Raw genomic sequence first — 23,182 nt, forward strand, 5'->3', positions numbered from 1 at the left:
CCTGTCGGGGGCCCGTCGTGGGCCCGTCGTGCTCCGGCGGGCGCTTAGTTCGAGACCTCGCTCGGGGCGGCCTTGGCGAACGCGTCGCCGCGCGGGTCGCGGGACTTCATCACCAGGTACGAGACGCCCAGGATGACGCCCCACAGCGGCGCGCAGTAGAGCGAGACGCGCGAGTCCTTGTCGGCGCCCATCATCACGATGACCATGCCGATGAAGAGCAGCGCGAACCAGCTCGTCCACGGGGCGCCGGGGGCGCGGAACGCGGACTGCGGCAGCTCGCCCCGGTCGGCCTTGGCGCGGTAGCGGATCTGGCAGACCAGGATCATGATCCAGGCCCACATGCCGGAGATGGTGGCGAAGGAGACGACGTAGTCGAAGGCCTTGCCCGGGGCGACGTAGTTGATCCAGACGCCCACCAGCATCAGCGCGGCGGAGAACGTGGTGCCGACCAGCGGGGTGCCGCTCTTGGTGAGCTTGGTGAAGAACTTCGGGCCCTGGCCGTTGAGCGCGAGGTCGCGCAGCATGCGGCCGGTGGAGTACATGCCCGAGTTGCAGGAGGACAGGGCGGCCGTCAGGACCACGAAGTTGACGATCGCGGCGCCGACGCCGAGGCCCATCTTCTCGAAGGCGGCGACGAACGGGCTGACGCCGGGCTGGAACTCGTGCCACGGGACGACCGACAGGATCATGATGAGCGCGCCGACGTAGAAGACGGCGATGCGCCACGGCACGGTGTTGATGGCCTTGGGCAGGGTCTTCTCGGGGTCCTTGGACTCGCCGGCGGTGACGCCGACCAGCTCGACCGCGAGGAAGGCGAACATCACGATCTGCAGGGTCATCAGCGTGCCGCCGATGCCCTTGGGGAAGAAGCCGCCGTCGCTCCACAGGTTGGCGACGCTCGCCGTGTCGGCGGCGTCGGAGAACCCGATGGTGAGGATGCCGGCGCAGATCAGGATCATGCCGACGATGGCGGTGACCTTGACCATGGAGAACCAGAACTCCAGCTCACCGAAGAGCTTCACGGAGATCAGGTTGGCGGCGTAGAGGATGACGGTGAAGATCAGCGCGTAGGCCCATTGCGGGAAGCTGTCGTGGGTCCAGTACGACATGTACTGCGCGGCCGCGGTGACCTCGGTGATGCCGGTGACGACCCAGAAGAGCCAGTACGTCCAGCCGGTCACGTAGCCCCAGAAGGGGCCGAGGAACTCGCGGGCGTAGTCCGAGAAGGACCCGGACACGGGGCGGTACATGAGCAGCTCGCCCAGGGCCCGCATGATGAAGAAGATGACCAGGCCCGCGATGGCGTACGCCAGGATCAGGCTGGGGCCCGCCTTGGAGATGGCCTTGCCCGCCCCCAGGAAGAGGCCGGTGCCGATGGCTCCGCCGATCGCGATCATCTGGATCTGGCGGGCGCCGAGCGCGCGGTGGTAACCCTCGCCGCCCTCGCCCTCGATGCCCTCGCCGGGCTTCTTGCCGTCCTGCTCGACCTGCACAGAGGTCATGTTTTGGTGCGCCTTTCTCCACGCCGACCCGCGCCTTGGACTGGCTGCGGATCGGGTCCTCGATCCCCCCGGATACGGATGGAGTTGCACGCCGGCGGTCAGCCGGTTCAAGCGGGCCGGGGGACATGGGTGGCGTCCCCGCGGCAGTCGTGAAGATTTATCACGTGCTTATGGGTGCGCGCGCGGGGGTGAAGTGACGCGGGTCACAAGGAATTACGGACAAAGGTCCTGGAATAGATCAGATCACCGTATGACGGTGATCTGATCGTTATCCGGATTTGAGCGTCCGCTGAGCGAACGCCGTGGGTAGCCGAGGTTTTCCCGGCGTGTCCTCAGAGGGTTTCGATCAAGGTTTCCTGGAGGCCGCCCAGCCACAGGTACGCCATCACCATCGGCTTGCGCGGGTCGTCGTCCGGCAGCCGGAACAGCGCCGCGCTCTCGTCGTCCTCCGTGATGTCGAGGCGGGCCGCGATGGTGAGGCGGAGGTCGTTGAGCGCGCCGAGCCAGCGCAGCGGCAGCTCCCCGGTCAGCTCCAGGACCGCCACACCCTCACCGGCCGGACCGAGGCCGCTCAGGCTGTGCACGACGGCCAGCGCGTCCTCCCGCTTGCGGGTGCGCAGGTCTTTCTCCGTGAACCGGCGGAACTCCGAGGACCGGGCGGCCAGCTCCTCGGGGTCCACGCCCTCGTCGCCGGCGCCCGGGCCCCCGTACGCGTCGGGGAAGAGGCGGGCCAGCGCCGGGTCGGACGGCGGCTCGGTGGGGCCGTCGGAGGCGAACAGCACGGCCAGCGGATCGGCGTCGGCGGCCGGCTCGGGCTCGCCCGGACCGATCAGCTCCAGCAGCTGGACGGCCAGGGAGCGCAGGATCGAGATCTCGATCTCGTCCAGCGCGATGGCGGCGCCGCCGCCCTTGAGGGACTCGAAGGTGCCGCCCATCAGAAGCGGTCCTGCGAGAGCGTCGCCCACAGGCCGTAGCCGTGCATGGCCTGCACGTCGCGCTCCATTTCCTCACGGGTGCCGCTGGAGACCACGGCCCGTCCCTTGTGGTGCACGTCGAGCATCAGCTTGTGCGCCTTGTCCTTGGAATAGCCGAAGTACGCCTGGAACACGTACGCCACGTAGCTCATGAGGTTGACCGGGTCGTTGTGCACCAGGGTCACCCAGGGGACGTCGGGTTCGGGGACCGCGTAGGTCTCTTCGGCCGACTCGGTGCGTTCGATCTCAATGGGAGCAACACTCACTTGTCCCATGCTGCCACTGCGACCGGCCCGTCGCACAAACGGGTCCCGACATCTCGTCAGTCTGACGAGATGTGCGCTAGCATCCGTGACATGAACCCTGCGGACCTGGGCCTGCCGGTGGACGTGCCGTCGACAGCGCTCTTCACGGACCATTACGAGCTCACGATGTTGCAGGCGGCCCTGGCCAACGGCACGGCCGACCGCCGATCCGTCTTCGAGGTGTTCACCCGGCGGCTGCCCGAGGGACGGCGCTACGGCGTCGTCGGCGGGACCGGCCGGGTGCTCGACGCGGTCGAGAACTTCCGCTTCGACGGCGCGGTGCTGGAGTTCCTGCGCGAGCGGGCCGTCGTCGACATGCGGACCCTGGACTGGCTGGCCTCGTACCGCTTCTCGGGCGACATCTGGGGCTACCCGGAGGGAGAGGTCTACTTCCCCGGCTCCCCGGTCCTGCGGGTCGAGGGCAGCTTCGCCGAGTGCGTGCTGCTGGAGACCGTGGTCCTGTCGATCCTCAACCACGACTCGGCGATCGCGGCGGCCGCCTCCCGGATGGCCTCGGCCGCCGGCGACCGGCCGCTGATCGAGATGGGGGCGCGGCGCACCCACGAGCTGGCGGCGGTCGCGGCCTCGCGGGCGGCGTACGTGGGCGGCTTCACCTCCACCTCGGACCTGGCGGCCGGCTTCCGGTACGGGATCCCCACGGTCGGGACCTCCGCGCACGCCTTCACCCTCCTGCACGACACCGAGCGGGACGCGTTCCGGGCACAGGTGGCCTCGCTGGGCGCCGGAACCACCCTGCTGGTGGACACCTACGACGTCGCCGAGGCGGTACGGACGGCCGTGGAGGTCGCCGGGACGGAGCTGGGCGCCGTCCGCATCGACTCCGGGGACCTGCTGCTGGTCGCGCACCGGGTGCGGCAGCAGCTGGACGACCTGGGGGCGACCGCGACGAAGATCGTGGTCACCTCCGACCTGGACGAGTACGCCATCGCCTCGCTCGCGGCGGCGCCGGTGGACGCCTACGGGGTCGGGACGCAGCTGGTGACGGGCAGCGGGCACCCGACGTGCTCGATGGTCTACAAGCTGGTGGCGCGGGCGGCCTCGGCGGACCCGAAGGCGGCGCTGGTGCCGGTGGCGAAGAAGTCCACGGGCGGCAAGACCTCCGTCGGCGGACGCAAGTGGGCGGCCCGGCGCGTGGACGCGGAGGGCGTCGCCGAGGCCGAGGTGCTCGGCACCGGGCCGGTGCCGGCGGCGCTGGCGGACCGGCAGCTGCTGGTCCAGCTGGTCAAGGCGGGCGAGGTCGTGGCCCGCGAGCCCCTGGAGGCGGCCCGCGACCGCCACCGCGAGGCCCGCGAGGCCCTGCCGCTGTCCGCGACCCAGCTCTCGCGCGGCGAGGCCGTCCTCCCGACCGAGTACGTGTAGCGCCCCCGGCCCGGCCCCCGGCCAGGTCCCCCTGCCCCGCCCGGTGCGGCGCCGCGGCGGGTGCGGACCCCCGGTTTCGGGAAGGGGCGGGGTGGGGCAAGAGCCCGCGCAGCGGCAACCACGACACCGACCGAAGGACACGCGACATGCACCGCGCACTGATCGTCGTCGACGTACAGAACGACTTCTGCGAGGGCGGCAGCCTCGCGGTCACCGGCGGAGCCGACGTCGCGGCCGCCGTCACCGAGCTCATCGGCCAGGCCACCGCCGGCTACCGGCACGTCGTCGCCACCCGCGACCACCACGTCGACCCCGGCGCGCACTTCGCGCACCCCCCGGCGGAGCCGGACTACGAGTCCTCGTGGCCCGTGCACTGCGTGGCCGGCACCGAGGGCGTCGGGTTCCACCCGAACTTCGCCCCCGCCGTGGCGTCCGGCAGCGTCGCCGCCGTCTTCGACAAGGGCGCGTACGAGGCGGCGTACAGCGGATTCGAGGGCCAGGACGAGAACGGCCTGGGCCTGGCCGACTGGCTGCGCCGGCGCGAGGTCACCGAGGTCGACGTGGTCGGCATCGCCACCGACCACTGCGTCCGGGCGACCGCCCTCGACGCCGTCCGCGCGGGCTTCCGTACGCACGTCCTGCTCGACCTGACCGCGGGCGTCGCGCCGCACACCACCGCCCGGGCCCTCGAGGAGCTCCGGGAAGCCGGGGTGCACCTGTCCGGCACCCCGGTCGTCGGCGGCTGACGCGGGCGCCCCACGCGCCCCTGCGCGCCCCTACGCGCCCCGCAGGAGCGCCCGGATCGGGTGCCAGAGTTCCTGGGCGTGGTCCGGCGCGCCGCGCCAGAGGAGGCCGTCCGGGTGGTGCAGGACGGCGGTCACCTCGTCCGGGGTCGGCGGCTGGGCGTTGCCGCGCAGGTAGACCGCCCGCATCCCGAGGTTCCGCAGCCTGGTCAGGGCGCGGGCGCGGTTCGCGGCGTGTACCAGTACACGGACGTTTCCCAGCTCACCGGACGGCCTCGGCAGCGTGAGCGCGACCACCACGCTGCCGCCTGGCAATCTGACGAAACCTCCACCGGGCATGATCTTCAGCTCCCCCGTCAATAAGACAACTCGCACCCGCATCTAAACGCGATCGGCCGCCGCCCGCTAGAGGGCGACGGCCGATCATGCTTTGACCTGCGGCTTTTCCGGATTACTTACCGGAGGGGCCGACCTCGATCGTCATCTGAAGACCGTCGTAGGTCTCCTTGGCGATCTTGATCTTGGTGTTGGTGTCAGTGACCTTCACCGAACCGGTCGGGTTCTCGTCGTAGAAGTACTTGCCCTTGTGGTCGTCGAAGACCATGTTGGCCGCCTTCGGCTTGACGAAGAGCGCCTCACCGTTCTTGTGCAGCGTGAAGGCGTCCGTCGAGTACGCGCTGAAGGTCGCGTCGTACGGCTGGATCTTGTTCCGCAGCAGGGTGCCGTCCGCCCACTTCATCGGCTTGGCGTTGGCGTCGATCGGAAGGATCAGGCCGGCACCGGGGTGCTGGCTGGTGTTGTTGTCCTTCTGGGAGAGGTCCCACTGCCAGATCAGCAGACCGTCCTGGTACGGGTAGTGCTCCACCCAGCCCGGCTTCGTGTTGGTGAAGCCGAAGTTGTACGGGCCGACCTGAAGGGTCGAGTCGTACGAGACGTAGCGGCGGTTCTCGGCCAGGTAGTACTGCTCGTACTCCTTGGTGAAGCCGGCGCCGATGCGGGAGAAGCCCTTGCCGGTCCAGCCGTTGTCGCCGTTCTCGGCGCCGTCGGTGAACAGCGCGGAGCCGTCCGCGGTCAGGGTGACGGCGTCGGCGGTGAAGCCCTTGCCGCCCGCGCCGCCGTCCGTCTGGTAGCGGAAGCGGAGGTCGATCTTCTTGCCCGCGTAGGCGTCGAGCGGGAAGTTCAGCGCCTGCCAGGCACCGGAGACACCGGTCAGCGACGGGCTGCCGGAGGCGTCGGCCGGGATGGCCTTGCCGTCGGCGGTACCGGCCAGCGCGGTCCAGTTGGCGCCGCCGTCCGTGGACACCTCGGTGTAGAGGTAGTCGTAGTCGGCCTCGATGTCCCACCAGCCCTTGAGGGACAGGGCGGCGGACTTCTTGCCGGTCAGGTCGACCGAGCGGGTGAGGGTGTTCTTGAGGTCGTCACCCATGTTGCTCCACCACTGCGAGGAACCCTCGGCGGGAGCGACGATGTCGGTCTTGACCTGCTTCTTCGGCAGCTCGACGAGCAGCGCCTGCTTGTCCTTGGTGTTGTACTCCGAGACGCCCAGCTTGTGGGTGGACTTCGTCGCGGCCTTGGCCGAGTCGTAGTTCAGCCAGCCCAGCTGGAGCTTGTCCCAGGCCGTCATGTCGCCCGGGAGGTCGCCTATGGAGTCCTTGCCCTCGCCGAGCCAGGAGCCGGCCGACATCAGGGACCAGAAGCCGACGCTGTTGTCGCCGCCGCCGGAGGTGTCGTAGAGGTCCGGCAGACCGAGGTCGTGGCCGTACTCGTGCGCGAAGACGCCGAGGCCGCCGTTCTCCGGCTGCATCGTGTAGTCGCCGACCCAGATGCCGGTGTCACCGATCTGCGTGCCGCCGGCCTTGTTGTTCTCCGGGCCGGTCTTGCCCGCCTGGGTGCCGTACGCGTACCAGCGGTGCGCCCACAGCGCGCTGGTGCCCTGCACGCCGCCGCCGGCCGACTCGTCCTCGCCCGCGTGGACGATCTGGAAGTGGTCGATGTAGCCGTCGGGCTCGTTGAAGTTGCCGTCGCCGTCGTAGTCGTAGCGGTCCCACTGGTCGTACTGGGCCAGCTGCGCCTTGATCTGGGCGTCGGTCTTGCCCGCCTTCTTCTGGCCTTCGGCCCAGGCGGTCACGCCGTCCTTGACGGTGTCCCAGACGTTGGAGCAGTTGGTCTGGCCGCAGTAGTTCGAGCCGTAACGACCCTCGTTGTACGGGATCTTGACCCAGTCGGCGACGTCGCCTTCGACCGAGTAACGACCCGAGGAGGTCTTCTCGTAGTAGGTCTTCAGCGAGTTCTTGCCCTTGCCGGTACCGAAGTACAGGTCCTGGAAGTAGTCGCGGCTGAAGTCCTTGCGCCAGGCGGTGCTGTTGTTCTGGGTGCGGTCCGGCTGCGCGATGGTGTTGTGCAGCGGACCGGGGGTGCCGCCGTACTTCGGGACCGGCGGCTTGGGGCCGTCCGGACCGTCCGGGTCGAACATGGTCGAGTTGTCGACCTGGTCGCCGAACTCGACGAGGATCGTGAAGATCTTGTCGGTCTTCTCGCGGCCGAGCTCGACGTACTTCTTGTCGTCGAGCTTGACGACCTTCGAGGCACCGCGCTGCTCGACGCCCTTCTTGCCGGCCAGCACCTGCTGCAGGGCAGCTTCGCGCTGCTGGTCCTGCACCTTGCTGAACGGGCCTTCGAGGTCGTGCTTGACCTGCTCCTTGGCGGGAGCGGTCGGGTCCTCGCGGTGGGCGGCGGGCGCGGTCGACTGGGAGTCGGCCTGCGCTGCGGTCGTGAAGACGGCGAAGCCGGACGCGGCGGTGGCGGCCATGGTCACGGCCACGGCCGCCGCGCGCAGCGAACGCCTTCTGGCGGAGTTGCTGGTCACTTGATGTCGTTCCCCTCCCGCGGCCGCGACGTAGGTCGGAACATCTCCATGGGGGCGGGGGGTTCCGCGCGGCGCGCGTCTCAAGTGACGACATTTGACCGGAGAGTCTAAAGAAAAGACAGACCTTGACTTGTTCCTTACAACTGCACTATGCGGTCGAGCAGTTCCGCTATTCGGACGTTCCGCAGCCATACGGGACGAAGGCCGCTTCACCACCCCCGTGTGGCACGGGGATGTGACCCCGTGCGCCCCCCGTGCTCCGGCACCGTTGGTGAGGTCACGCTTACCGCCCGTTCCGCTCGGGCATCTCCCGTCGTAGAGTCTCTTGACGCGCGACCCAGTTGAGCCGACTCCCCCTCCCCGCCTTCGAGGACGGATATCGCCATGCCGCGTCCGACTGCCGCACAGCTCGCCTACGGTTCCGCCACCGTCCTGGTCTCGACGATCGCCATGCTGCTGCTCTCGCAGACGAGCACCGGGGCCGGGGTCGCGGTCATCTGTGCCGCCGCGCTCGCCCTCGGCCTGCTCGTCGCGCTCACCGTGCCCGCGCCGAGCCGCCGCGGCCGGCACGCGGCCACCCGGGCCAAGGCTCCCGGCTCCGCGGCCGGGCCCGCGGACACGACTGCGGCCGCCCGGGTGTCCGCTCCCCGGACGGCCGCTGCCGAACACCCCGTGCACCACTGAGCGGGACCGGCGCCGCGGCATGCCGGACGGGCGGCCTCCCCTGGGGGAGACCGCCCGCGAGCGCCGGTGGGAGGACGGGACGTCAGGTCGACTTGACCACCACGGTCTTGGCGACCTTGTCGTGCAGCGCCTGCTTGTAGGGTTTGTCGACGAGCATCGAGACGATCAGCGCGAGCGGCCACAGGCAGAAGCAGCACACCAGCGTCGGCACCCACAGCACGGCGGCGCGGCTGAGCGCGGCACTGGAGCCGGGCACGCTGCCGTCGTTGAGCATCGCGACGCGCAGGCCCAGCCAGCGCTTGCCGGGGGTCCGGCCGTCCCGCTTCGTGAAAAACCAGTCGTAGCCGACGTACGCGATGATCCCGATCAGCGTCCAGAGCAGACCGCTGCCGCCGTACGAATTGGTGATGACCTCGGTGACGTCCTCGCCCTTGTCGGTGTCGACCATGTACCGCTTGTTGTTGAAGGGCAGCTGGATCAGGAACAGCGGGATCGTGACGATGAGCACGTCGACGATGCGGGCGCCGAGGCGCCGGCCGAAGTCCGCGAGCGGGGGCATGCCGGCGAGCGGGTCGGGCATGCCGCCGCCGCTGCCGCTGCCGTACGGGTCTCCGCCGCCGTAGGGGGGCGGCGGGGGCGGGAACCCGCCGGGCCCTCCGGCGCCGGGTCCTCCGGGGGTTCCGGGTCCTCCGGGGGTTCCAGGGTTTCCCGGGGGCGGGGGCGGGGGTGGCGGCGATCCGTACGGCGAACCGCCCGACGGAGGCGTCGGTTCCTGGGGCTTCTTGAGGAACGGGTCGTCCTCGGGCGGCTGGCCCGGCGGCGGCTGGTCGGTGCTCATGGCCCGAGTCGAACCCGCCGCGGCGGGCCCCGCAACGGGACCGCGTCCGTCCGGGCGACGGGTCCGGGCCCTGTCGTCAAGGTGGCGCCGGTCAGGCCCGCGGCGTCCGGCGCCGTGCATCGCAAGGCGGAGGGACGCCCGTGTACCGGACGTACTCGGGCGCCCGGACAACGCGGCGAGGCGCGGTGCCGGGCGTCGCGGGCCCGGCGCCACTTTGACGACAGGGCCTAGCGCGCCACGTACGTGCCTGCGGCGCGGTCGTGCCAGGCGCGGCGCCGCGGGCGGTCCCCGAGGCACCAGAGGCCGCCCAGGAGCCCGAAGAGGGCGTACGCCAGCCAGCGGCGCAGGGCCGCGCCGAACCCCGGCGGGCGGAGGGTGGCGGTGGCCAGCACGCGGACGCCGAACAGCTTCTTCCCCGGGGTGCGGCCCCAGCGGGCGGTGGGCAGCGCCTCGTAGAAGACCCCGAAGAGGAGGACCGCGGCCAGCACGATGCCGAGGTAGCCGACGATGGTGGCGTCGAGCAGCCACACGGTGGTGGTCCGGCCGGTGCCCCGGGCGGCGTCCACCTTGGCCTCGATGTGCGCGGTGGCGGCGGGGACGAGGGGCCGGGCGGCGGCCGCCGCGACGGCGGCGAACACGAGGGAGTCCACCGCGCGGGCGAGGCCCCGGCGGACCAGGCCCGCGGGACGGACGGCCCGCTCCGCCATGCGCTCGAACACGGCCCGGGCGTCGGACCGCTGCCCGGCCGCGGCCCCACCGGACTCCGCCCTGCGCGCGCCCTCCGAAGCCGCCGCCGTCTGCCTGCGGCCGGCGTCGTCCCCCCGCTCCCCACCACCGGCACCGGCACCGGCCTGGGCCTGCCCCTGGGCGGGCGCGGCGGCCTGGCCGGGGATCGGGGCACCCGCCTGGGCCGGGGCGGCGCCCTGGCCCAGGGACGGGGCATCCGCGCGGGCCGGAGCGGCGCCCTGGCCCGGGAGGGGGCCGTCGACCCGGGCGGCGGCGCGAGGCTGGGCCCGGGCGGGGTCCGTGCCCGGGAACGGGGCGTCCTCCGCTGCCGGGGCCGGCGCGGAGCTCTGGCCCGGGAGCGGGGAGGAGACGTGGACATGGGCCTGCGCTTGCGCCTGGGCGTAGGCCTGGGGGTCGGGCTGGACCCGGGTGGGAGCCGGCGCCGGGCGGGACTTCGGGGTCGCCTCCGGCCAGGAAGAGGTGAGCCCGGACCCGGCACGCCCCCCGTCACCCGCGTCGGGCCACGCGGGCGCGGGGACGGCTGCCCGGGCCGCGGCGGGCGCCGGAGCGGCCTCGGACGATCGAACGGAAGCGGGAGCGGGCGCCGCGGCGGCCTCGGACGACCAGGCGTGCCCGGGAGCGGGAGCGGGCACCGCGGCGGACTCGGGCGACCGGTCCGACGCGGGGCCGGGGGCCGGGGCCGGCGCGGAACCGGGTGTCGGGGACCCGGCCGGGGACGGGGACGGGGCCGCCGTGCGGGCCAGTGAGACCCCTGCGCCCCGTACGGCCCCCGGCGGCTCCTCCCGGCTGCCCCAGGACACCCGGGCGTCCCTGGGGCCCCCGAAGCCGTGCTGGTGCGCGGGATCGGCCTGCCACATCACCGGCTCGGCGGCGGGATCCGGCTCCGGCGACGGCACGGGCAACGGCACGGGCGACCGCCCGGGCGACGGCTCCGGCAGCGCCTCGGTCGCCGAGGTCTCGTCCAGGAACACCGGACCCGTCTCGTCCACGGGCGGCGCGGGGCGGCTCGTACCCGGCACCCAGGACAGTCCGTTCCAGTACCGGACGAACCCGGGGATGGACGGATCGGGGTAGTAGCCCTCGCGGGCCGCGTGCTCGCCGTCTCCAGGGGAGGCCGTCAATGTCCCCAACTCCGTTCGTGGCTTGAGGCTTGTGCAAGGCAGGACCATAGCCAAGAACCTCGGCCCGCCAGGTCCGGTAACGGGAGAATCCAAGCCTTCGAGCGAACACTTCTTCTCCCGATGGCTTTCGGTCAGCCGACAGGATTCGGCCAACCTGCGATTCCTGCCGGAAGTCGCGTCATACCCGGGCCGTCCGGCGCTCTCTGCGGGTGTGGGGCCCGAGCCAGGCCCCCGCACCGCCCCGCACACACCGCAGAGCACGAAGTGAGGCCGCCATGCACCACCCCGTCATCGAGCGCGAGCTGGAACTCAAGCTGGTCCTGTCCCCCGAACGCAGCGTCCCCGTCCCCGCCCGGCTGCTCTACCTCACCGACGACCCGTACGCCGTCCACATCGTCTTCCACACCGGCTCCAGCGTGCCGGTCCACTGGACCTTCGCCCGCGAGCTGCTCGTCGAGGGGGTGTTCCGGCCGAGCGGCCACGGCGACGTCCGGATCTGGCCCACGAAGATCGACAACAAGGCCGTGCTGTGCATGGCGCTGAGCTCCCCCGACGGGGACGCCCTGCTGGAGGCCCCGGCCGGCTCGGTGTCGGCCTGGCTGGAGCGCACCCTGCGCGCGGTGCCGCCGGGCACGGAGGCGGACCGGCTCGGCCTGGAAGCCGCGCTGGCCGAGCTGCTCACCCCGACCCCGGCGGACGACCTGTGGCTGCGCGACCCGTGGCCCTCGGACGAGTCCGCGGACGGGGACGCGTGATGGGCACCCGCACCCCGCCCGCGGCGGCCTCAGAAGAGCTTGCCGGGGTTGAGCAGGCCCAGCGGGTCGAAGGCCTGCTTGACGGCGCGCTGCATCTCCATCCCCACCGGCCCCAGTTCCCGCGCCAGCCACTCCTTCTTCAGGACGCCGACCCCGTGTTCGCCGGTGATGGTGCCGCCCAGCGCCAGCCCGAGGGCCATGATCTCGTCGAAGGACTCCCGGGCGCGCCGCGCCTCGTCCGCGTCGGCGGGGTCGAAGCAGACCACGGGGTGGGTGTTGCCGTCGCCGGCGTGCGCGCAGACGCCGATGAGCAGGTCGTGGGTACGCGCGATGGCGGCCGTTCCGTCCAGCATTTCGGCCAGCCGCGACCTCGGTACGCACACGTCGTCGATCATCGTGGCGGGCCGCAGCTCCTCCAGCGCGGTCAGCGACATCCGCCGGGCCTGGAGCAGCAGTTCCGACTCCGCCTCGTCGTCGGCGGGTACGACGGCGGTGGCCCCGGCGGCGGTGCACAGCTCCCCCACGGCGGCGAGGCGGGCGGGCGCGTCCGGGGTGTCGAAGGCGGCCAGCAGCAGTGCCTCGGTGGTCTCGGGGAGCCCCATCTTGCCGAGGGCGTTGACGGCGCGGACGGTCGTACGGTCCATCAGCTCCAGCAGCGAGGGGGTGTACCCGGCCTCCATGACGGCGCAGACGGCCTCGCAGGCGGCCGCCGCGGAGGGGAACTCGGCGGCCAGCGCGAGCTGCCGGGGCGGCGCGGGGCGCAGCGCGAGGACGGCCCGGACGACGACGCCGAGGCTGCCCTCGGAGCCGACGAACAGCCGGGTGAGGTCATATCCGGCCACGCCCTTGGCGGTGCGGCGGCCGGTGCGCAGCAGCCGCCCGTCGGCCAGGACGACGTCGAGGCCGAGGACGTACTCGGCGGTGACCCCGTACTTGACGCAGCACAGGCCGCCGGAGGCGGTGCCGATGTTGCCGCCGATGGTGCACTGTTCCCAGCTGGAGGGGTCGGGCGGGTAGTAGAGGCTCTGTTCGGCGACGGCGCGGGAGAGCACGGCGTTGACCACGCCGGGCTCGACGACGGCGATCCGGTCGATGCTGTTGATCTCCAGGATCCGGTCCATTTTGACGAGGGAGAGCACGATGCAGCCGTCGGAGGCGTTTGCGGCGCCGGAGAGGCCGGTACGGGCGCCCTGGGGGACCACGGGGACCCGTAGGGCGGTGGCGGTGCGCAGGACGTGCTGGACCTGTTCGACGGTGCGGGGCAGGACGACGGCGGCCGGGGTGCCGGCGGCGCAGAAGCTGGCCATGTCGGTGGCGTAGGCGGCGGTGACCTGAGGGTCGGTCAGCAGTGCCTCGGCCGGGAGCCCTTCGAGCAGGCGCGCGCGGAGCCGGTCGTGGGACGGGGCGTCGGTGGCGTCAGGGGCGTCGATGGCGCCGGTGGCATCGCGGATGCCGTGGACGTCGTGGATGTCGGGGAGCGGCGTTGAGGGGTCGTCAGCCATGGGGTCAGCGTGGCAGCCGGGGCCATCGGTGTGAACACGCCCGCGACCCTCTTCGGACACCCCGGCGAGCTAGTCATATTGACGCACAGTGACCCCATGCACCGTTTCGACCGTATCGACGAGGAATCGCAGTCGGCTCCGCCGGTGACCTTCACCGGCCGCAAGACGCTCGTGGCGGCCGCCGTCGCGGTGGTCCTGATCGCGGGAGCACTGGTGATCCGGCCGGTCCGCGCGGGCGACGACGCGCGCCCTCCGGCGCCCAGCGAACGGGCCGCGGCTGCGGTCGGGATGGGCGCGCCGGCGGCCGCGGTGGATCTGACGGCACTGGTCGCGGACCGGGAGAAGTGGGTCGCGGCGCATCCGGACGACGGGGCGTCGTGGGCCGTGCTGGGGTCCGCGTACTTGGAACAGGCGCGCCGGACGGCCGATTCCCGGTGGTTCCCGAAGGCGGAGAAGGCCCTGAAACGGTCGTTGGACGCCCTGCCCGCGGAGAAGGGCAATTTCGACGCGATGACGGGCATGGGCACGCTGGCCAACGCCCGGGGGGACTTCGGGACCGCGAAGAAGTGGGGCGAGCTGGTACGGGCGCAGGCGCCGCGGCGCTGGACGGCGTACCCGGTGCTGGTGGACGCGTACTCGGGGCTCGGCGACTACAAGGCCGCGCAGAAGGCGCTGGAGCGGCTGGAGCAGCTGCACTCGGGGCTGGCGGCGCGGATCAGGGCCTCGCAGGTCTACCGGGACCGGGGCTGGCGCGAGGACGCGGTGCTGGCGATGGAGCACGCGGGCGGCGCGGCGAAGAGTCCGACGGAGAAGGCGTACGTCCTGTTCCGGCTCGGGGAGCTGTCCTGGGAGCGCGGCGAGACCGCCGAGGCGCTGGGTCTGTACGAGGGCGCGCTGCGGACGGATCCGGGCCGGCCGGAGGCGCTGGGCGGCCGGGCGCGGGCGCTGGCGGCGCTGGGGCGCGGCGGGGAGGCCGTACGGGACTACCGGATGGCGCTGGGACGGGCGCCGGTGCCGCGGCTGGAGCTGGAGCTGGGCGAGCTGCTGGAGTCGCTGGGGCGGGCGGACGAGGCGCGCGCGCCGTACGACGTGCTCAGGACGCTGGCGGCGCGGGGCGCGGCGGACGGGGTCAACGAGGAGGTGGTGCTCGGGCTGTTCGAGGCGGACCACGCGGACCCGGCGGCCGCGGTGCGGCGGCTGTCGACGGAGTGGGCGCGGCACAAGAACGTGCAGGTCGCGGATGCGCTGGGGTGGGCGCTGCACCGCAACGGCGATAACGCGTCGGCGCTGGAGTACGCGAAGAAGGCGACGGACGCGGGGATGCGGAACGCGGAGTTCTCGTACCACCGGGCGATCATCGAGCGGGGCCTGGGCGACGAGGCGGGGGCGCGGCGGCACCTCCAGGAGGCGATGCGGACGAATCCGGTGTTCTCGCCGGTGCGGGCGCCGTTGGCGAAGGAGGCCCTGGCGGCGGTCGGCCGGCCGGCGCCGGGCGGCCCGGAGAACATGCAGCCGCGCACTCCGTGGGTCGAACCGGAACTCCCGAAGCCGAACCCGAAACCGAAGCCGGGCGAGAAGGCGGAGACGGGAGAAAAGGCGGAGACGGGCGAGAAGGCGGAGCCGTCCCCGTCCCCGTCCCCGTCGGCGGACTGACCGGCCCGTAGCCCTGCGCGGACCGGAGGGCAGGAGGGCCGGGGCCGCCGGGGCCGGTCCCCGGCGGCGGCGCGCCGACGGGGACCGGGAGCCGGAACCTAGAGGTTGCCCCGCTTCTCCTGCTCGCGCTCGATGGCCTCGAACAGGGCCTTGAAGTTGCCCTTGCCGAAGCCCATCGAGCCGTGCCGCTCGATCATCTCGAAGAAGACCGTCGGCTTGTCCTGCACCGGCTTCGTGAAGATCTGCAGCAGGTAGCCGTCCTCGTCGCGGTCGGCGAGGATCTTCAGCTCGCGCAGCGTCTCGACCGGCACGCGCGTGTCGCCGACCCACTCGCCGAGCGTGTCGTAGTACGAGTCCGGGGTGTCCAGGAACTTCACGCCCGCCGCCCGCATCGCCCGTACCGTGGCCACGATGTCGTTGGTCGCGAGCGCGATGTGCTGGACGCCGGCGCCGCCGTAGAACTCCAGGTACTCGTCGATCTGCGACTTCTTCTTCGCGATCGCCGGCTCGTTGATCGGGAACTTCACCTTCAGGGTGCCGTCCGCGACCACCTTCGACATCAGCGCCGAGTACTCGGTCGCGATGTCGTCGCCCACGAACTCCTTCATGTTCGTGAAGCCCATGACCTTGTTGTAGAACGCGACCCACTCGTTCATCCGGCCCAGCTCGACGTTGCCCACGCAGTGGTCGATGGCCTGGAACGTCCGCTTGGCCGGCGGCTCGACGATCGGGGCGGCGGCGACGTAGCCCGGCAGGTACGGCCCGGTGTAGTCGACGCGCTCGACGAGCGTGTGGCGGGTCTGGCCGTAGGTCGCGATGGCGGCCAGTACGACGGTGCCGTGCTCGTCCTTCACCTCGTGCGGCTCTTCCAGCCCGCGCGCGCCCTGCTCGACGGCGTAGGCGTACGCCGCCCGCGCGTCCGGGACCTCGATGGCGAGGTCGATGACGCCGTCACCGTGATCGGCGACGTGCTCGGCGAGGAAGCGGCCGTGGTCCGTCGTCGGCTTGATCACCGAGGTGAGGACGAAGCGCGCGGCGCCGTTGGTCAGGACGTAGCTGGCCGTCTCGCGGACGCCGTTCTCCGGTCCGGAGTAGGCGACGAGCTTCATGCCGAAGGCGGTGGAGTAGTAGTGCGCGGCCTGCTTGGCGTTGCCCACGGCGAAGACGACCGCGTCCATGCCCTTCACCGGGAAGGGGTCTGCCTCACGCGCGGTGTGCGGGGTGGTCTCGATGTTCACCAAAGACTCAGTCATGAGCGCAGAGTCCCGCCGATCCACAAGCTGCGCAATAGTTTCCTCTTTGCCTGTACAAAATGCCCAGTCAGCCCGGAGGATTACTGAAGCATCTGTGCAGTATGACCACCCGTCGCACCCCCCTCGGAGGAATCAATGGGCATCGACGAACTCGACGGGCGGCTCATCGTCCTGCTGGCCCGCGAGCCCCGGATCGGGGTCCTGGAGGCGTCGCGCCGGCTCGGCGTGGCCCGCGGCACCGTCCAGGCGCGCCTGGACCGGCTCCAGGCCACGGGGGTGATCCGCGGCTTCGGCCCGCAGGTGGACCCGACGGCGCTCGGGTACCCGGTCACCGCGTTCGCCACGCTGGAGATCAAGCAGGGGCAGGGCGCGGACGTACGGGCGCACCTGGACGGCGTACCGGAGGTGCTGGAGCTGCACACCACCACGGGGCACGGGGACATGCTGTGCCGGCTGGTGGCGCGCTCCAACGCCGATCTCCAGCGGGTGATCGACAAGGTGGTCGGCTTCGAGGGCATCGTGCGGGCGTCCACGGCGATCGTGATGGAGAACCCGGTACCGCTGCGGATCATCCCGCTGGTGGAACAGGCGGCGGAGGACGACTGACCCGCGGGGTGCGCGAGGCTCCACACGCTTCCCAAAGAAGACGTTCCAAAGAAGACGTTGCAAAGAAACTCTTGCACAGGAGTCTTTGCAACTCTAGGGTTGAGGCATGCCCGAAGAGCCGGAAGCCCCGGAAACCCCGGTCGAAGCGGAACTCCAGGTCCGCACGCTCGACGCCCACTCCCTGCGCGGCCTCGCCCACCCGCTGCGCATCCGCATGCTGGCCGCCCTGCGCCATGACGGCCCCGCCACGGCCTCGCGGCTTGCCGAGCAGTTCGGGGAGTCCAGCGGGGCGACCAGCTACCACCTGCGCCAGCTCGCCGCGCACGGGTTCGTCGAGGACGCGCCCGGGCATGGCAAGGGCCGCGAGCGGTGGTGGAAGGCCGCCCACGACGGCACGCAGTTCGACGAGTCCCTGATATACGCCACCGACCCGGAGACGCGCGGCGCCGCCGAGGCCTTCCTGCACGAGATCATGACGATCCACGGGCAGGAGATGAACACCTGGCTCGGCAACGCCCACACCTGGCCCCAGGAATGGCGCGCCGCCTCGGACCTCAGCGACTTCACCCTGCGCCTGACCCCCACCCAGACCCACGAACTCGTCCACAAGATGCACGAGTTGGTCAACAGCTACCGCGACCTGCCCGCGGGCGAGGGCGCGGAGACGGTCCGCATCCACACGCACTCCTTCCCGCGCCACAGCGGGGACTGACCGCCGCCCCCACTCGCCCCGTTCCCGCGTTTCCCCTTCACCGCTCGCCAGAAGGAGTCGTCCTGCCATGAACGCCTTCGCCCACGCCGAGATCCACGCCTCGACCCACGCCGCCCGCAACGCCGAGCTGACCGCCGAGGCGGCCGCCTGGCGCCTCGCCCGGGGCGCCGCCACCCCGACCACCCCCGCGCCGCCCGCACTGCCCGTACGGGCCGCGCTGCCCGTGCTGGCCGCCCTGCGCAACCGGCTCGGCGAGGCACTCGTCAGCGCCGGGATACGGCTGATGCGGCCCGCCCACAGCGGCGTCCACCGCCCCGCATGAGCGGCCGCCGGCCCTTCGCGGCCGTGCTGGCCGCCAACACCGTCTCCATAGCGGGTAGTTCGCTCACCCTGATCGGCGTCCCGTGGTTCGTGCTCCAGACCACGGGCAGCGCCGGCCGGGCCGGGATCGTCGCCTTCTGCGCCACCCTGCCCGTCGTCGTCGCCGCGCTCGTCGGCGGCCCCGTCATCGACCGGATCGGCCGCCGCCGGGTCTCCGCCGTCTCCGACCTCGTCTGCGCCGTGTCGGTCGGCGCGATCCCGCTGCTGCACTACGCGGGCCTGCTGGAGTTCTGGATGCTGTGCGCGCTGATGGCCGTCGGTGGCCTCGTGCACACCCCGGGACTGACCGCCCGCTACGTCCTGCTGCCCAGCCTCGCCGAACACGCCGGCACCACCGTCACCCGGGCGGCGAGCCTCTACGACGCGGTCTCGCGCGGGGCCCGGATGCTCGGGGCCGCGGTGGCCGGCGTACTGATCGCGGCGTTCGGGGCCGAGACCGTCCTGCTGCTCGACGCGGCCACCTTCGCGGTGTCGGCGCTGCTGGTCACCGCGTTCCTGCGCGGCATACCGGCCGCCGAGCCGCAACGCGCCTCCGGGAAGGTCACGTTGGCGGGCTACCGGGCCGAACTGGCCGAGGGCTGGGCCTTCCTGACCCGCTCGCGGCTGCTGATGGGCATCACCCTGATGGTGATGATGACCAACGGCCTCGACCAGGGCTGGTCCTCGGTGCTGCTGCCCGTGCACGGCCGCGAGGCCCTCGGCGGGGCCACCGCGCTCGGCCTGCTGGTCTCCCTGTTCGGCGGCTTCGCGCTGCTCGGCGCGCTGCTGTACGGGGCGTGGGGCGAGCGGTTCCCCCGTAGAGCGGTGTTCGCGGCGGCCTTCCTCGCCTCCGGGTCCACCCGCTACGTGGTCGCCGCCCTCACCGACACCACCCTGCCGCTCGCCGTGACCATGGCCCTGGCGGGCCTGGGCGCGGGCATGCTCAACCCGATCCTGACCACGCTGATGTACGAGAAGGTGCCGGAGGAGCTGCGCAGCCGCGTCTCGGGGGTGACCACGGCGGGGTGCGAGCTGACGATGCCGCTCGGCGGTCTCGCCGCCGGGCTGCTGGTCGACGGGTTCGGGACGGCCCGGGCGCTGCTGCTGTTCGGCGGCGCCTACCTGCTGACCACGCTCGCCCCGGTGGTGTTCCCGGCCTGGCGCGACCTGACCCCGTCGACAGGCAGCCCGCCGGAGCCTGCCGCGACGTTCAGCAGGAGGGAACCTTCTCCCCCCGGTTCAGCGCCCGCAGCGCGTCCACGGCATCCGTCAGCGAAGTGACGGGGACCAGTTGGAGGCCCTCGGGGAGCTCGGAGAGGGCGTCCGAGCACTCGGCCTTCGGTACGAGGAACACGCGGGCCCCGTCGCGCCGCGCGGCCTGCGTCTTCAGGGCCACGCCGCCGACCGCGCCGACCTCGCCGTCGGCGTTGATGGTCCCCGTACCGGCGATGCTGCGGCCGCCGGTGAGCTCGCCGCCGCTGCCGTCGCCGTCGAGCTTGTCGACGATGCCGAGGGAGAAGAGGAGCCCGGCGCTCGGACCGCCGACGTCGGCGAGGTTGAGGTCGACCTTCACGTCCTTGGGGTCCTTGTGGAGGTACCCGAGGGCGGCCTGGGCGGCATCCGACTGGGACGCCGCCATTTCCTCCAGGTTGTGCTCCTCGATCTCCTTGTCGCTTCCGCCCGAGGGGTAGACGGCCTCCCGGGGCATGACCGCCCGGGTGGTGTCGAACCAGTGGTCGAGGAGTTCGGGCAGCGTCACCGTGGTGGACGGGCCGGTCGCCTGGATGGTGGTCATCCGCAGCTCGCCCTTGGTCGCCCGGGTGGGGGCGCCGGTGACGGTGATGACGGGCTTGCCGTCGCGGGAGCCCAGGACGTCGGCCGTGAGCCCTGGCTGGGCGATCACGAACGGCAGCGGCGCGAAGGCGACCGCGACGAACAGCCCGACGGCCGGCAGGGCGCAGAGGGCCAGGGCGGCGGGACGCGGCAGACGTGTGAGGCGAGAGAGCACCCGGCCAATCTATCGGGCCGGGGTTCGCGCCTTCCGCGCGCACGGCCGAACCGGGTGGTGGACCGCCCACCACCCGCGTCCGCGGCTTCGACACGACGCCGGCGCAGGCCGCCGGCGCATGTCGTCAGCGCATGTCGTCAGCGCAGGGCGTCGGCCACCTCGCGGGCGGCGTCGACGACCCGGGGGCCGACCCGCTCCGGCACGGCGTCGGCCAGCATGACCACGCCGACGCTGCCCTCCAGCCCGGTGATGCCCACCAGGGGGGCCGCGGCGCCGCTGGCGCCCGCTTCCAGCTCCCCGTGGGTCAGCGTGTACCCGGGTTCGATCAGGGTGCCCTGACGGGCCGCCAGGATGGCCCGGCCGGCCGCCCCGCGGTCGAGCGGGTGGCGGAACCCTGCCCGGTAGGCCACGTGGTAGTCGGTCCAGGTCGGCTCGACCACGGCTACGGCGAGGGCCTCGGTGCCGTCGACGAGGGTCAGGTGGGCGGTGGCCCCTATGTCCTCGGCGAGCGACCGCAGCGCGGGCAGGGCCGCCTCGCGCACCAGCGGGTGGACCTGGCGGCCCAGTCGCAGCACGCCGAGGCCGACGCGCGCCCGGCCGCCGAGGTCGCGGCGGACCAGGGCGTGCTGTTCCAGCGTGGCGAGGAGGCGGTAGACCACCGTGCGGTTCACACCGAGGCGGTTGGAGAGCTCTGTGACGGTCAGACCGTGGTCGGTGTCGGCGAGCAGCTTGAGGACTCTCAGCCCTCTGTCGAGAGTCTGGGAGGTTTCCGCGGTCACGACGCCTCTCCCTCTTTTCGGTGGGCGGCGGTGACTCTCACGGGGTGGAGCGTCGCCGGTCCGTCGGCAACGCACGGAGAGGCCGCCGGTAGCGGCCATGGCACCGGCTGCGCTCCCGCGGCGGCGCTGCCACGGAGCGTTCGATGCGGGGACATTAGCGAGCGGGTCCGCTCAGCGGAAGAGCTCGTCCAGAATCCGGGCGCGTACTGGCGGTTTATGCCGTTTTTCCTTCGGAAGCGGCGTCAATTCGTGACCTCCGATTCCGCGGACATGACGGCGGGGTCCGTGCGAACCTCCGCACGGACCCCGCCGTCATACCTGTATAAAACGGAGCGTCACCGCATTCGCGTGGCCCACTCCTGCACCTTCTTGATGCGCTCCCGAAGCTGCCCGGCCGTCGCCTCCGCGCTCGGTGGCCCGCCGCACACGCGGCGCAGCTCGGTGTGGATGACGCCGTGCGGCTTGCCGCTCTGGTGGACGTACGCGCCCACCATGGTGTTCAGCGACTTCCGCAGCTCCAGCAGCTCCTTGTGCGAAACCACCGGCCGCCGGTCGGCCGGCAGCTCCAGCAGGTCCGCCTGCTCGTCCGGCTTGCGGCGGCTGTGCGCGATCTGCCGCGACTGCCGCTTCTGGAGCAGCATCTGCACCTGGTCCGGCTCCAGCAGCCCGGGAATGCCGAGGTAGTCCTGCTCCTCCTCGCTGCCGGGGTGCGCCTGCATGCCGAACTCGGCGCCGTCGTAGAGCACCCGGTCGAAGACGGCGTCGGACTCCAGCGCCTCGAAGGACATCTGCTCGTCCTCGCCGGTGTCCTCGTCCTCCTGCTTGTTCGCCTCGTCCATTTCCTTCTCGGACTCGGCGTACGGGTCTTCCTCGCCCTGCTTCTTCGGCTTGTCGAGGACGTGGTCGCGCTCGACTTCCATCTCATTGGCGAAACCGAGGAGATACGGAATGGTCGGAAGAAACACCGATGCCGTCTCGCCGCGCCTGCGGGAACGCACAAATCGCCCGACAGCCTGCGCAAAGAACAAAGGCGTGGAAATGGTGGTGGCATAAACGCCCACCGCGAGCCGCGGGACGTCGACGCCCTCGGACACCATGCGGACCGCGACCATCCAGCGGTCGTCGTTCGCGCTGAAGGTGTCGATGTTCTTCGAGGCCCCGGTGTCGTCGGAGAGCACCAGGGTCGGCTTCGTCCCGGTGATCTCCCTGATCAGCTTCGCGTACGCGCGCGCCGAGTCCTGGTCGGAGGCGATGACGAGCCCGCCCGCGTCCGGGATGCCCTTGCGGACCTCGGTCAGCCGCTGGTCGGCGGCGCGCAGCACGTTCGGCATCCAGTCGCCGCGCGCGTCGAGCGCCGTGCGCCAGGCCTGCGAGATGGCGTCCTTGGTCATGGGCTCGCCGAGCCGGGCGGCGATCTCGTCGCCCGCCTTGGTGCGCCAGCGCATGTTGCCGCTGTAGGACAGGAAGATCACGGGCCGGACGACGCCGTCGCCGAGGGCGTTCCCGTACCCGTAGGTGTAGTCGGCGGAGGACCGCCGGATCCCGTCGTTCCCCTCCTCGTACGCGACGAAGGGGATGGGGTTGGTGTCGGACCGGAAGGGCGTACCGGTCAGCGCGAGGCGGCGGGTGGCCGGGTCGAAGGCCTCCAGGCAGGCCTCGCCCCAGGACTTCGAGTCACCGGCGTGGTGGATCTCGTCGAGGATGACCAGGGTCTTGCGCTGCTCGCAGCGGTTGCGGTGCAGCATCGGCCGCACGCCCACGCCGGCGTAGGTGACGGCGACCCCGTGGTACTCCTTGCTCAGCGGACCGGCGGAGTACTCCGGGTCCAGCCGGATGCCTATCCGGGCGGCGGCTTCCGCCCACTGCTTCTTGAGGTGCTCGGTCGGCGCGACGACCGTCACCTGCTGGACGACGTGGTGGTGCAGCAGCCAGGACGCGAGGGTGAGCGCGAAGGTGGTCTTCCCGGCTCCGGGCGTCGCGACGGCGAGGAAATCGCGCGGCTGGGTCTCCAGGTACCGGTCCAGCGCACCCTGCTGCCAGGCACGGAGCTTGCTGGCGGTACCCCAGGGCGCGCGGCCGGGGAAGGCGGGTGAGAGGTGGTGGGAGGCGGTAGTAGTCACGGTCTCCGGTTCGGGCTCTCGGCGGCGGTCGTACGTAGGACAACCGGGCCACCTTACCGGTGCGGGCCGGCCCCTCGCGGAGGGACAGGCCCGTGACCTCGGCGGGTGCGGCGAGGGTCACATCCGCCGCAACCGCGCGGCGATCCGCGCGACGTCCCCCTCGGCTCCGGACGCCACGTCGATGACCAGCTCGTACGCCGCCGCCTGATCAACTCCCCCGAGATCCACGCCGTTCACGGCGAGCCAGGCGGTGCGCTTGTCGCCCTCGACGAGG

21 protein-coding genes are annotated in these 23,182 nt (G+C 71.8%); 9 read left to right on the forward strand and 12 right to left on the reverse strand.

The genetic code is table 11. The features are described from left to right. Positions 1-44: 44 nt before the first annotated feature. The 3 genes from EES41_RS14475 to clpS form a co-directional block, all read right to left on the reverse strand. Positions 45-1,502 (reverse strand): amino acid permease, encoded by a 1,458-nt coding sequence (locus EES41_RS14475; RefSeq protein ID WP_123078616.1) that lies wholly within the window; start codon positions 1,500-1,502, stop codon positions 45-47. Positions 1,503-1,834: 332 nt separating this feature from the next. After that, a complete protein-coding gene (locus EES41_RS14480; protein ID WP_123078618.1) occupies positions 1,835-2,437 on the reverse strand; it encodes a DUF2017 domain-containing protein in 603 nt (200 codons plus the stop codon). Then, complete coding sequence (gene clpS, locus EES41_RS14485) at positions 2,437-2,751, reverse strand: ATP-dependent Clp protease adapter ClpS (RefSeq protein ID WP_123078620.1); 315 nt, start codon at positions 2,749-2,751, stop codon at positions 2,437-2,439. The genes EES41_RS14480 and clpS overlap by 1 nt, the downstream gene beginning before the upstream one ends. An 81-nt stretch (positions 2,752-2,832) precedes the next feature. On the opposite strand from clpS, the gene EES41_RS14490 reads away from it, so the two are divergent. Next, the gene (locus EES41_RS14490; RefSeq protein ID WP_123078622.1) at positions 2,833-4,161 is read left to right on the forward strand and encodes a nicotinate phosphoribosyltransferase; all 1,329 of its coding nucleotides are present in this window, start codon (positions 2,833-2,835) and stop codon (positions 4,159-4,161) included. Between the two features lie 146 nt (positions 4,162-4,307). Then, positions 4,308-4,907 (forward strand): nicotinamidase, encoded by a 600-nt coding sequence (locus EES41_RS14495; protein ID WP_123078624.1) that lies wholly within the window; start codon positions 4,308-4,310, stop codon positions 4,905-4,907. A gap of 30 nt (positions 4,908-4,937) precedes the next feature. Here the strand turns inward: EES41_RS14495 and EES41_RS14500 are convergent, their stop codons facing one another. Next, the gene (locus EES41_RS14500) at positions 4,938-5,243 is read right to left on the reverse strand and encodes a hypothetical protein (RefSeq protein WP_037794252.1); all 306 of its coding nucleotides are present in this window, start codon (positions 5,241-5,243) and stop codon (positions 4,938-4,940) included. 112 nt (positions 5,244-5,355) lie between these two features. Beyond that, entirely contained in the window at positions 5,356-7,713 is a 2,358-nt protein-coding gene (locus EES41_RS14505; RefSeq protein ID WP_123082459.1) for an immune inhibitor A domain-containing protein, read from the reverse strand. A 441-nt stretch (positions 7,714-8,154) separates the two neighbouring features. On the opposite strand from EES41_RS14505, the gene EES41_RS14510 reads away from it, so the two are divergent. Then, positions 8,155-8,454, forward strand: a complete 300-nt coding sequence (locus EES41_RS14510; RefSeq protein WP_123078626.1) for a hypothetical protein — start codon at positions 8,155-8,157, stop codon at positions 8,452-8,454. Between the two features lie 82 nt (positions 8,455-8,536). Here the strand turns inward: EES41_RS14510 and EES41_RS14515 are convergent, their stop codons facing one another. Together EES41_RS14515 and EES41_RS14520 are read right to left on the reverse strand one after the other, a co-directional pair. Continuing rightward, entirely contained in the window at positions 8,537-9,292 is a 756-nt protein-coding gene (locus EES41_RS14515) for an RDD family protein (RefSeq protein WP_123078628.1), read from the reverse strand. Positions 9,293-9,519: 227 nt separating this feature from the next. After that, complete coding sequence (locus EES41_RS14520; RefSeq protein ID WP_164495835.1) at positions 9,520-11,160, reverse strand: RDD family protein; 1,641 nt, start codon at positions 11,158-11,160, stop codon at positions 9,520-9,522. Between the two features lie 275 nt (positions 11,161-11,435). Here EES41_RS14520 and EES41_RS14525 point away from each other — a divergent pair, with 275 nt between their 5' ends. Next, the gene (locus EES41_RS14525; protein ID WP_073778368.1) at positions 11,436-11,915 is read left to right on the forward strand and encodes an SsgA family sporulation/cell division regulator; all 480 of its coding nucleotides are present in this window, start codon (positions 11,436-11,438) and stop codon (positions 11,913-11,915) included. Positions 11,916-11,944: 29 nt separating this feature from the next. Here the strand turns inward: EES41_RS14525 and EES41_RS14530 are convergent, their stop codons facing one another. Beyond that, positions 11,945-13,417: an FAD-binding oxidoreductase gene (locus tag EES41_RS14530; protein WP_254211443.1), complete on the reverse strand. Its 1,473-nt coding sequence runs from the start codon at positions 13,415-13,417 to the stop codon at positions 11,945-11,947. Positions 13,418-13,513: 96 nt separating this feature from the next. Here EES41_RS14530 and EES41_RS14535 point away from each other — a divergent pair, with 96 nt between their 5' ends. Continuing rightward, entirely contained in the window at positions 13,514-15,070 is a 1,557-nt protein-coding gene (locus EES41_RS14535) for a tetratricopeptide repeat protein (RefSeq protein WP_254211444.1), read from the forward strand. 98 nt (positions 15,071-15,168) lie between these two features. Here the strand turns inward: EES41_RS14535 and hppD are convergent, their stop codons facing one another. Beyond that, positions 15,169-16,323, reverse strand: a complete 1,155-nt coding sequence (gene hppD, locus EES41_RS14540) for a 4-hydroxyphenylpyruvate dioxygenase (protein ID WP_037794236.1) — start codon at positions 16,321-16,323, stop codon at positions 15,169-15,171. 135 nt (positions 16,324-16,458) lie between these two features. Here hppD and EES41_RS14545 point away from each other — a divergent pair, with 135 nt between their 5' ends. The 4 genes from EES41_RS14545 to EES41_RS14560 all read left to right on the forward strand — a co-directional run bounded on the left by EES41_RS14545 (position 16,459) and on the right by EES41_RS14560 (position 19,282). Beyond that, positions 16,459-16,929 carry an Lrp/AsnC family transcriptional regulator gene (locus tag EES41_RS14545; RefSeq protein WP_008742622.1) on the forward strand — a complete coding sequence of 157 codons (471 nt, stop codon included), beginning with the start codon at positions 16,459-16,461 and terminating at the stop codon, positions 16,927-16,929. A gap of 106 nt (positions 16,930-17,035) precedes the next feature. Then, positions 17,036-17,641, forward strand: coding sequence for a transcriptional regulator (locus EES41_RS14550; protein ID WP_123078632.1), 606 nt, complete (start codon positions 17,036-17,038; stop codon positions 17,639-17,641). Between the two features lie 67 nt (positions 17,642-17,708). Next, the gene (locus tag EES41_RS14555) at positions 17,709-17,963 is read left to right on the forward strand and encodes a hypothetical protein (protein ID WP_123078634.1); all 255 of its coding nucleotides are present in this window, start codon (positions 17,709-17,711) and stop codon (positions 17,961-17,963) included. Beyond that, positions 17,960-19,282, forward strand: coding sequence for an MFS transporter (locus EES41_RS14560; protein ID WP_123078636.1), 1,323 nt, complete (start codon positions 17,960-17,962; stop codon positions 19,280-19,282). The genes EES41_RS14555 and EES41_RS14560 overlap by 4 nt, the downstream gene beginning before the upstream one ends. Here EES41_RS14560 and EES41_RS14565 read toward each other — a convergent pair. From EES41_RS14565 to EES41_RS14575, 3 genes are all read right to left on the reverse strand, one after another. Beyond that, positions 19,212-20,009: a S16 family serine protease gene (locus EES41_RS14565; RefSeq protein ID WP_123078638.1), complete on the reverse strand. Its 798-nt coding sequence runs from the start codon at positions 20,007-20,009 to the stop codon at positions 19,212-19,214. The genes EES41_RS14560 and EES41_RS14565 overlap by 71 nt on opposite strands. Positions 20,010-20,146: 137 nt before the next feature. Then, complete coding sequence (locus EES41_RS14570; RefSeq protein ID WP_008742627.1) at positions 20,147-20,788, reverse strand: IclR family transcriptional regulator; 642 nt, start codon at positions 20,786-20,788, stop codon at positions 20,147-20,149. A gap of 335 nt (positions 20,789-21,123) precedes the next feature. Continuing rightward, entirely contained in the window at positions 21,124-22,908 is a 1,785-nt protein-coding gene (locus EES41_RS14575; protein WP_073778378.1) for a DEAD/DEAH box helicase, read from the reverse strand. Positions 22,909-23,182 lie beyond the last annotated feature (274 nt).

Origin of the sequence: Streptomyces sp. ADI95-16, from assembly GCF_003721495.1 — a bacterium.
GTDB lineage: Bacteria > Actinomycetota > Actinomycetes > Streptomycetales > Streptomycetaceae > Streptomyces > Streptomyces goshikiensis.